This is a genomic window from Roseomonas sp. GC11 (genome assembly GCF_024437745.1).
GTDB lineage: Bacteria > Pseudomonadota > Alphaproteobacteria > Acetobacterales > Acetobacteraceae > Pseudoroseomonas.
Genome location: NZ_JANFNY010000125.1, coordinates 1 through 9,531 on the forward strand (window position 1 = coordinate 1; position 9,531 = coordinate 9,531).

A 9,531-nucleotide genomic window follows, 5' to 3' on the forward strand; every position below is an offset into this window, starting at 1 on the left:
CGTGAAAACCTGATTGTCGCTGCTCTCCACCATGCCCAGAACATGGGAACAGCATTCAAGCTCTAACAGGCCTTAGTCCAAAGATGAGATGATGTGGCATAATTAATCATATTTTTTGTTTGTATTTATGAATTCTGCTCTGATGTGTGACCGTATCCATAAAAGCGCGACAATACCGGCCTCCGTCTCAAGCCTCGGCGCGCTCATGAAGCCGGGGCAACTCCAACCCCACTCGAGGCTGGACTTAAGCCAACTGACCACCGGCAAACCTAACGCGGTTCAACCCATTCCGATCCAGCGCGGCTGGAGCGCAGGGCCGCATCGATAAAGGCCATGCCACGCAGGCCGGCCTTGATCCCTGTGAGGTTATGCGGCCTGCTGCCGGTGTCGAGCCATTCCGCCATGTCGCGATAGAGTTGGGCAAAAGCTTCCAGGTAACCTTCTGGATGCCCGGCCGGCGTACGGCCACCATGGTGCGGTGCCGTGCCAGGGCCCGCACGCACCATCAGCCGCGATGCCTCGCCGAGGGGCGTGAAGCGAAGCTGCTCGGGGTTTTCCTGTGCCCAGTCCAATGCAGCCTTGCTGCCTATGACCCGAAGGCGCAGCGCATTGCCATGGCCGGTGGCGATCTGGCTGGCCCAGAGCATCCCCCGCGCACCGCCGGTGAAGCGCAGCAACACCTCGGCATCATCATCGACCAGGCGACCTGGAACCATGCTTGCCAGCGAGGCGGCAAGCCGCTCACAGCGGAGACCGCTGACGTATTCTGCAAGGTTGAAAGCATGAGTGCCGATATCGCCCAAGGCTCCTGCTCCGCCACTGCGAACCGGATCCGTCCGCCAGGCCGCCTGGGCATTACCCTCATGCTCAACCGGGCGGGCCAGCCAGTCCTGCGCATATTCCACATGCACGCTGCGGATCTCACCGAGTTCACCGGCGGCAACCATGGCTCGCGCCTGCCGTACCATCTGGTATCCGGTGTAAGTGTAAGCGGTGCAGAAGGGCAGGGATCGCTGCGCCACCAGGGCGGCGAGATCCTGTGCCTCTTCCAGGCTGGCGACCATCGGCTTCTCGCAAAGAACGGCTATGCCAGATTCGAGGAAGGCTTTCGCAATCGCATGGTGTGTGTGATTGGGTGTCACGATGGCGACGAGGTCGATGCCATCCTCGCGTGAGGCTTCCATCCTGGCCATGGCCGCGAAATCACTGTAGCAGCGATCGGCGGTAAGACCAAGTTCGCGGCCACTCGCCTGCGCCCGCGCCGGTGTCGAGGAGAGCGCGCCAGCCACCAGATCAAACCGTCCGTCGAGCCGCGCAGCCATGCGGTGGACTGCACCGATGAAAGCACCCTGGCCACCACCGACCATACCAAGCCTGAAGCGCCGGCTCACCGACGGAGTCCCAGCATGGTATCGATCGTAGATTGATCGGTCTGAGTTGCCGCAAAATCATCGAATGCCGCATTCGTAACCGGGATGATATGGTGCCTGATGAATTCGGCCCCCTCCCGCGCTCCGGTCTCCGCATCCTTCAGGGCGCATTCCCATTCCAGAACAGCCCATCCAGAAAAGCCAATTCTGGCAAGCTTCGAGAAAATGGACCGGAAATCCACCTGACCATCGCCGAGCGACCGGAAGCGGCCTGCGCGTTCCGGCCAACCGCTATAACCGCCATAGACACCTTGTCGGGAAGAAGGATTGAACTCCGCATCCTTCACATGGAAGGCAGCAATGCGCTCGGCATAGGTTTCGATGAAGCCAAGATAGTCGAGCTGCTGCAGAACGAAATGGCTGGGGTCATAGAGGATCTTGCAGCGCGGATGGTGGCCGACGCTTTCCAGGAAGCGTTCGAAGCTCACGCCATCATGCAGATCCTCGCCAGGGTGCAACTCATAGCAGAGATCGACACCCTCGGTATCGAATGCATCGAGGAGAGGGCGCCAGCGCGCGGCAAGCTCGGTGAAGGCGGTGTCGATCAGGCCCGCCGGCCGCTGCGGCCAGGGATAGACATAGGGCCACGCCAGTGCGCCGGAGAAGCTCGCATGCGCCGAGAGGCCGAGGCGGCGCGAGGCGATGGCGGCTTTGCGCATCTCCTCCACGGCCCAGGCCTGGCGCGCAGAGGGATTGCCGCGCAGGGGCAAGGGCGCGAAGCCATCGAACAGCGCGTCATAGGCGGGATGCACGGCAACAAGCTGGCCCTGGATATGCGTGGACAACTCGGTGATCTCGAGGCCATACGCCGCAAGGCGGCCCTTGATCTCGTCGCAGTAATCCTGGCTTTCGGCAGCAAGCGAAAGATCGAGGAAGCGTGGATCCAGCGTCGGCAACTGCACGCCTCGGTAGCCCAGAGAAGCCACCCAGGCGGCGATACCATCAAGGCTGTCGAAGGGTGGCGTGTCGCCGATAAACTGAGCCAGGAAAATCCCGGGCCCTTTGAGCGTTCTCATTGCCATAGCACCGTCTCATCCTGCCCCTGAGGTACGGGGGTTGGCCGGTCGCATCGACTCTCGATCATCACCGCGCGCTGTTCGACCGCTGCAAGGCCGATCGCTTCCAGCACCTCCAGCACATGCAATGCCAGGGTGCCGCTGGCCCGGTGTGGCCGGCCGAGTGCAATGCCCGCGGCCATGTCCAGCAGGCCGATGATACGATAATTCGCAAGCGCGATACCCGTCAGCGGGTGCTGCATGTTGTTGGCACCGAAAGGCTGTGCGGTGATGTCCAGCGGCTCCCAGGCTCCATTGCGGCGGGTGAATTCCGGTGTTCCGCCAAAATAGTTCGGGTCAGGCACGAGAAGGCTGCCTTCGGTTCCATAGATTTCGAAGGGAAGCCGGCGATGCGCCCAGACATCCCAGGAGTGCGACAGGGTGATATTCGCGCCGCTCTCGAAGAGCAGAATGGCATTGACCGTCGTGGGGACCTCGACGGTGATCTCCTGACCTGCTTTCGCGCCGCTGCCGATCACGCGTGCCGCATAGCCGGAGCTACCCTGGGCCATAACGCTCTTCACCGGGCCGAGCATATTGACAAGTTGCGTGACGTAGTAAGGCCCCATGTCGAGAACGGGGCCGCCACCAGGCTTGAAGAAGAAGGTCGGATCCGGGTGCCAGTGTTCCATCCCGCGCGTCTGGATCGCGGCATGGCCTGCGACCGGCGTGCCGATCAGCCCCGTATCGATCGCGCGGCGGCAGGCCTGATGACCGCCCCCCATGAAGGTGTCCGGCGCGCAGCCGATGCGCAGCCCCGCGGCCTCGGCCTTAGCCAGCAACTGCCGTCCCCCTGCGACCGTCGTGCCCAGAGGCTTCTCCGCATAGAGATGCTTGCCGGCGGAAAGCACGTCGAGCCCGACGGGAACATGTGCCTGCGGTACGGTAAGGTTCAGAACCACCTCGATCTCTGGATCCGCGAGGAGCCTGTCGATGCTCGTGGCTTCAACGGCGAATTCCGCCGCCCGCGCCTGCGACGCCTCCGGCCTCAGATCGGCGACCGATTTGACGCGCACTAACCTCGAGGCGGCCGCGCCCCGCAGATAGGCGGCACTGATATTGCCGCAGCCGATGATACCGATGGTGACGTCGCGCATGGGATCAGGCTTTCAGCTTGGCCAGGAAGTCACGGCTCTGGGTGATGCTCGCCGCAGCATCGACGGGGCTGTCATGCTCGACGACGAAGAGGGTCGCGCCCAACTCACGGCAGAACGGCAACAGGCTTTCCCAGCCGAGCACGCCGGCACCCACCGCTGCCCAGCCATCCTCGCCACCGGCGCCGCTATAGGGGCGGGGGAGCGTCTCTGGCGGGCCCGCGAGATCCTTTACATGGATGGCGCGGACATGGCTCTGGTAGCGCCGCATCAGGTCACACGGATCCGCCCGACCACGCGCCAGCCATGCCACATCGACCTGCCAGGTCAGCGGGCTGCCTGCGGCGGCGGCGAAGAAGGCATCGAGGGCGCTGCGGCCGCTGGGCTGCGTCCTCAGTTCCCAGTCGTGGTTGTGATAGCCAAGAGAAACGCCTTCCCTGGCGAATGTCTCTGCGATCTCGGCCAGTTCCTCGCCCAGCGCGGACCAGAAAGGCTCGGGGCTCGCGCGCAGTTCGGGGGGAGTGGACGGCATGAACAGCGTGTCACAGCCCAGTGTCGCGCAGGCACGCAGGATGGCTTCAGGCTTCTCTCGCAGCGCCGCCATGCTCACATGCGCGGAACTGGGCGAAAGGCCGCGTGCCGCGAGCAGAGGTGCCACGCTCTCCGCCGCATCCAGATGAGAGCCGATCAGTTCCACCTTGCGGTAGCCTGCCTCCCGCGCCGCATCCAGCACGGCGTCCACACTGCCCAGCGCGCGCAGCGTGTAGAGCTGGACGGAAAGCTGGTCGATATCCTGCATCAGCGATAATCCGGTTGAGAGGGAGGAGGGGAGGGAGCCGTCATGCCCGGCGGATGCCCCAGAAGGTGGGGAAGCCAGGATTCAGGCCGGTGAGGCTGGCGCTGTGCGCCGTCGCGATCATGGTCTGCGCCAGTGGGTAATAGGGCAGATCAATCAGTGCCTGCCGCTGCATCTCGGCGCAGATGGCCTGCTGCTTCGCCACGTCGGGGGCCTCGAACCATGCGGCACGGAGTTGCTCGATGCGTTCGCTCTTCGGCCAGCCATAGAAGCCGGTTTCGCCATCGGCGCGCATGTAGTTGATGGTCGCGGGGGTGAGGAGGTCCGAACCCGAGGCCGCTGAGCAGAAGAGATTCCAGCCCCCCTTGTCCGGCGGATTCTTGTTGTTGCGGCGCTGGACCATGGTCGCGAGGTCCAGGCTGACCAGATCGACATTCATGCCGAGCTTCTGCAGCAGGTCGGCTGCGATGAGGGCCAGCGGGTGGATGGTGGGCGCGTCGGCCGGCGCCATGACAAGAACCTTCTCGCCCTTATAGCCGGCGGCGATGATATCGCGCTTCGCGCCTTCGATGTCGCGCGGGCCCTTGAGGATATCCAGCCCGGCATCGCTCGCCATCGGGCTCTGCGGGCAGAAATAGCCGACCCCCGTGCGGTAGAGTTCCGGATCGGTACCGACGACGGCATGGGCGAAATCCGTCTGGCTGAGCGCCTTCAGCAGCGCGCGGCGGATGGCCGGATTGTCGAAGGGCGGCTGCAGATGGTTGGGCCGCATGATGCCCATGAAGCCCGTGGGATCATTGACCAGCACCCGCAGCCTGCGGTCCCGCCGCATGAGGGGCAGCATGTCGGTGGGGGCGGCGGAAAGCCAGTCCTGTTCGCCGGTCTGTAGGGCCGCGACCGCGGTGGCGGTATCGGGGATCGTGTGCCACTCCACGCGGTCGAAGTGTACGATTTTGGGCCCCGAGGTCCAGCCGGAGGAGCCGCCCTCGCGCGGCTTATAGCCCTCGAACTTCGCATAGGCATTGAAGACGCCCTGAAGCCGCTCACCCGCGAGGTAGCGGAAGGGGCCCGAACCGACGATCTCGGTCAGCGAAACCATCGGGTCGGTTTTTGCCAGGCGCTCGGGCATCATGGCGCAGGTGGGGCCGCCGGTCTTTGCCAGCACTTCCGGCAGGAGCGGGAAGGGCTGCTTCAGGCGGAACCGCAGGCGCCGGTCATCAAGCGCGGCCAGTTCCTCCGTCACGGCGGCAAGCGTCATGCCGAACGCCTCGCGCGCCCACCATCGCTTGATGGAGGCCACGCAGTCCCGCGCGAGCACCTTGCTGCCGTCATGGAACATCAGCCCTTCGCGTAGCGTGAGCGTCCAGCGGCGGCCTTCGTCCTCCACCACATGGCCTTCAACCATCTGCGGCTCGGCGCGGAACTGCGCGTTCATGCCATAGAGGGTGTCGTAGACCATCTGCGCGTGGTTGCGCGTGGGGTAGTTGGTCGTCTGCAGCGGGTCGATCGCGACAAGATCGCTTTCGGGCACGAAGCGCAGCACACGGCGGTTCTGCGCCTGGACAAGACGCGGTGCGGCCAGGGACATGCCCGCGGCCGCCAGGAACTGGCGTCGCAACATCTCTTGTTCCTCCCAAAGGTGCCGCCGGCTGTGCCGGGCGGTCATTATGGGAAGAATTGAAATCGATTTCATATCGCTGTCAATCGATTTCAGCCGCGCGAGTCACCAGCCCGCCGGACTCAGGCCCGGCGCAGGCCCCAGAAGATGGGGAAGCCCGCGACCATGCCGGACAGATCGGCGCGGCAGGCCGTGGCGCCCATGCTCTGGCCCAGCGGGTAATAAGGCAGGTCGATCAGGCATTGCTGCTGCAACTCCGCGCAGAGCGCCTGCTGGCGGGCGAGGTCGGGCGCTTCCATCCAGGCCGTGCGCAGTGCTTCGATGCGTGGGCTTGTCGGCCAGCCGAACAGCCCGTCTTCCCCATTGCCGCGCATATAGGCGATGGTCGCCGGCGTGAGCAGGTCGGTGCCCGATGTGCTGGAGCAGAACAGGCTCCAGCCGCCTTTGTCGGGCGGGTTCTTGTTGTTGCGGCGCTGCGCCATGGTGGCCCAGTCGGTGGCCACCAACTCCACATTGAAGCCCAGGCGTTGCAGGAGATCGGCGGCGACGAGGTTGAGCGCGTTGAGCGAAGGCAGGTCGGATGGCGTCATGACCACCACCTTTTCCCCTTTGTAGCCCGCCGCGATGATGTCGCGCTTCGCGCCTTCCAGGTCGCGGGGGGCGGTCAGCACCTCCATGCCGGCCGCCGTCGCCATCGGGCCCTGCGGGCAGAAATAACCGATGCCCGTGCGGTACATCGACGGCTCCGTGCCCACCGTGGCCTGCATGAAATCCACCTGGTCGAGCGCCTTGAGCAGCGCGCGGCGGATGGCGGGGTTGTTGAAGGGCGGATGCAGGTGGTTGGGCCGCATGATGCCCATCAGCCCGGTCTGATCCTGCACCGAGACCCGCAGCCGGGCGTTGCGGCGCATCATGGGGATCAGGTCCGGTGGTGCGACGGCCATCCAGTCCTGTTCGCCCGTCGCCAGGGCCGCGGCCGCGGTCGCGGGGTCGGGCAGGGTGGTCCACTCCACGCGGTCGAAGCGGACGATCTTGGGCCCGGCGGTCCACTCGGCCGAGCCATCCTCACGCGGCTGATAGCCCTCGAACCGCGCATAGGCATTGCGCACGCCGGCCAGGCGCTCCCCGGCGAGGAAACGGAAAGGGCCGGAGCCGATGATCTCCGGGACCGGCTTCATCGGGTCGGTCAGGGCCAGGCGCTCGGGCATCATCACGCAGGCGGGGCCACCGGTCTTGGCCAGCACCTCCGGCAGCATGGGGAAGGGGCGCCGCAGGCGGAACTGCAGGCGCCGGTCATCCAGCGCGGAAAGCTCATCGGTCAGCGCGAGCAGCGTGGCGCCGAACCCCTCGCGCGCGGCCCAGCGGCGGATGGAGGCGACGCAGTCCCGCGCCAGAACCCTGCTGCCGTCATGGAACAGCAGGCCTTCGCGCAGAGTCAGAATCCAGCGCCGGCCGTCATCCTCGACACGATGACCCTCCAGCATCTGCGGCTCGGCCCGGAAGCCGGCATTCATGCCATAGAGCGTGTCATAGACCATGTAAGCATGGTTACGCGTGCTGAAGGTGGTCGACTGCAACGGGTCGATCACCGCGAGGTCGGTATCGGGGATGAAGCGCAGCACGCGGCTGTTCTGCGCCAGGGCGAGGGCCGGGGCCGCGAGGCCCGCGCCGGCCGTGAGCAGGAAGTGGCGTCGCTTCATCACTGTCATGCCTCCATCGGGCGGGATGATCCCGCGGCTGCGGGCCATCAGGCGCGGTATGAGGCCAATCTGCAATCGATTACAGTTCTTGTCAAACCGGCTCCCGAACGGAGCTCCGATTGCCTCCGGCCTGGAGCTGGGGGAGAAAAGCGCCATGAAACGCCCAGTACCGACCCCGTCGCACGCCTCTGCCAGGCCCACGATGGCAGATATCGCCCGGCTTGCCGGTGTCTCTGTCGCGACGGTCAGCCGTGCCATGGCCGGCTCTTCCCTGGTCTCGCAGGAGAACAAGGAGCGCGTGGCCTCGGCGGTGCGGCAGACGGGGTATGTGGTCAATCAGGTGGCCCGCGGCCTGCGGCTTCAGCGCAGCGGCCTCGTCCTGGTCATGGTGCCGAGCATCGCCAACCCCTTCTTCGCCCATGTCCTGCTGGGCATCGAGGAGGCGTTGCAGGAGGCGGGCTTCGGCATGCTGGTCGCCAATACGGGGGATGATCACGCGCGCGAGGATGTGCTGGCCCGCTCCATGCTGACCGGGGGGAAGACAGAGGGCCTCATCCTGCTGACAGGCCATTGCCCGGATTCCCTGCGGGACGAGCCGCAGGCGAAGGGGCGGATTGTCGCTGTCTCCGAGGAGATCGCAGGGCAGGGCATTCCCAGCGTCACAATCGACAATGCCGCCGCGATGCGCGAGGCGACGGCGCATCTCATCGGCCTCGGCCACCGGCGCATCGCGCATCTTGCCGGCCCCGCCGGCAATGGGCTGACCGTGCAGCGGCTGGCCGGCTTTCACGCGGCGATGCGGGAGGCCGGGCTGCCGGTGCCGCGTGGCATGGTGGGCGGCGGGGCCTTCACCATCCAGGCCGGCGAGGAAGGGATGTCCCGCCTGCTTGCCCGCCAGGCGCCACCGACGGCGGTGGTCTGCGCCAATGACGAGATCGCCATCGGGGCCATCAAGGCGGCGCGGGAGAGGGGCATCCCGGTGCCGGCGGGCATGTCGGTGGTTGGGTTCGACGATATCGATGTCGCCCGGGCCGTTCACCCGGGCCTGACCACCATCCGGCAGCCGCGCCAGGATCTGGGCCGGGAAGCGGCGCGGATGCTGCTGGCCCTGCTCGCGGGCGAGGCTGTCGTCCGCAACCTCTGCCTCCCGACGCAGATGATCCTGCGCGCCAGCACCGCCCCGCCATCCTGACCCATCCCAGGGCTTGCCTGAGATGCGGGCTTACCCTGCCCTGAGCGGGCGCCGCGAGCCGATCGGCCCTCTCCCTCCCGCCGAGGGCCAATCCTCTGCTCAATTCGGGGCCCCTGCGCCCGCGGCGTGAATCAGGACAATAGGCCTCTGGCAAAGTTGGTGCGTTTCACCTTACGGCGCCGGCTCACTGCACGATCAGACCAAGCTGGGCGAGAAGCGCGTGGGCCTCCTGCTCCTCGGCCTTCAGCCGTTCGCCGAAGCGCCGCGCATCCAGCGGTGCCACGACCTGTGCCGCATTGCTCATGACGCTGCGGTAGGTGTCGGAGTTCGTGGCCTGCAGGCAGGCGGCTTCCAGGCGCTGGGCCAGCGCGGGCTGTAGGCCTGCCGGCGCCCAGAGGCCACCAAAACCACGCCCATCCACGGGGCAGCCGAGTTCCGTCAGGGTCGGCACATCGCCAAGGCTCGGGTCGCGCGCATCGGCTGCCACGGCCAGCAGGCGCAGCCCGCTGTCGCGTAGCGTCGCCCAGGTGGTGGCCAGCATGTCAACCGTGCCAGCCTGCGCGTCAGTCGTATCCATACGGCCAAGGCCACGGATGCCGAGGTTAGGTGGTGGGCGGCATTCGCCGCTGCCGGTCAGGGCTGAGCT

Annotated in this window: 8 protein-coding genes; 1 reads left to right on the forward strand and 7 read right to left on the reverse strand. The window is 65.9% G+C overall.

The features are described 5' to 3' along the window. Positions 1-269: 269 nt before the first annotated feature. From NON00_RS22985 to NON00_RS23010, 6 genes are all read right to left on the reverse strand, one after another. Positions 270-1,391 carry a Gfo/Idh/MocA family protein gene (locus tag NON00_RS22985; RefSeq protein WP_256025116.1) on the reverse strand — a complete coding sequence of 374 codons (1,122 nt, stop codon included), beginning with the start codon at positions 1,389-1,391 and terminating at the stop codon, positions 270-272. Next, positions 1,388-2,446 carry a sugar phosphate isomerase/epimerase gene (locus NON00_RS22990; protein WP_256025126.1) on the reverse strand — a complete coding sequence of 353 codons (1,059 nt, stop codon included), beginning with the start codon at positions 2,444-2,446 and terminating at the stop codon, positions 1,388-1,390. Before NON00_RS22990 ends, NON00_RS22985 begins: the two co-directional genes overlap by 4 nt. Beyond that, entirely contained in the window at positions 2,443-3,582 is a 1,140-nt protein-coding gene (locus tag NON00_RS22995) for a Gfo/Idh/MocA family protein (RefSeq protein ID WP_256025117.1), read from the reverse strand. Before NON00_RS22995 ends, NON00_RS22990 begins: the two co-directional genes overlap by 4 nt. A 4-nt stretch (positions 3,583-3,586) precedes the next feature. After that, complete coding sequence (locus tag NON00_RS23000) at positions 3,587-4,378, reverse strand: sugar phosphate isomerase/epimerase (protein ID WP_256025118.1); 792 nt, start codon at positions 4,376-4,378, stop codon at positions 3,587-3,589. Positions 4,379-4,418: 40 nt separating this feature from the next. Beyond that, complete coding sequence (locus NON00_RS23005; RefSeq protein ID WP_256025120.1) at positions 4,419-5,996, reverse strand: ABC transporter substrate-binding protein; 1,578 nt, start codon at positions 5,994-5,996, stop codon at positions 4,419-4,421. 119 nt (positions 5,997-6,115) lie between these two features. Beyond that, entirely contained in the window at positions 6,116-7,693 is a 1,578-nt protein-coding gene (locus NON00_RS23010; RefSeq protein ID WP_256025121.1) for an ABC transporter substrate-binding protein, read from the reverse strand. 202 nt (positions 7,694-7,895) lie between these two features. On the opposite strand from NON00_RS23010, the gene NON00_RS23015 reads away from it, so the two are divergent. Beyond that, positions 7,896-8,885, forward strand: a complete 990-nt coding sequence (locus NON00_RS23015; protein WP_256025123.1) for a LacI family DNA-binding transcriptional regulator — start codon at positions 7,896-7,898, stop codon at positions 8,883-8,885. A 184-nt stretch (positions 8,886-9,069) separates the two neighbouring features. On the opposite strand, the gene NON00_RS23020 is transcribed toward NON00_RS23015, so the two are convergent. Next, complete coding sequence (locus NON00_RS23020; protein WP_256025124.1) at positions 9,070-9,462, reverse strand: tripartite tricarboxylate transporter substrate-binding protein; 393 nt, start codon at positions 9,460-9,462, stop codon at positions 9,070-9,072. Positions 9,463-9,531 lie beyond the last annotated feature (69 nt).

Excerpts from the sequence above, each read along its gene's own strand:
- NON00_RS23005 (WP_256025120.1), bottom strand. The coding sequence starts at position 5,996 with ATGTTGCGACGCCAGTTCCTGGCGGCCGCGGGCATGTCCCTGGCCGCA.
- NON00_RS22995 (WP_256025117.1), bottom strand. The coding sequence starts at position 3,582 with ATGCGCGACGTCACCATCGGTATCATCGGCTGCGGCAATATCAGTGCC.
- NON00_RS23020 (WP_256025124.1), bottom strand. The coding sequence starts at position 9,462 with ATGGATACGACTGACGCGCAGGCTGGCACGGTTGACATGCTGGCCACC.
- NON00_RS23000 (WP_256025118.1), bottom strand. The coding sequence starts at position 4,378 with ATGCAGGATATCGACCAGCTTTCCGTCCAGCTCTACACGCTGCGCGCG.
- NON00_RS23010 (WP_256025121.1), bottom strand. The coding sequence starts at position 7,693 with ATGAAGCGACGCCACTTCCTGCTCACGGCCGGCGCGGGCCTCGCGGCC.
- NON00_RS23015 (WP_256025123.1), top strand. The coding sequence starts at position 7,896 with ATGGCAGATATCGCCCGGCTTGCCGGTGTCTCTGTCGCGACGGTCAGC.
- NON00_RS22990 (WP_256025126.1), bottom strand. The coding sequence starts at position 2,446 with ATGAGAACGCTCAAAGGGCCCGGGATTTTCCTGGCTCAGTTTATCGGC.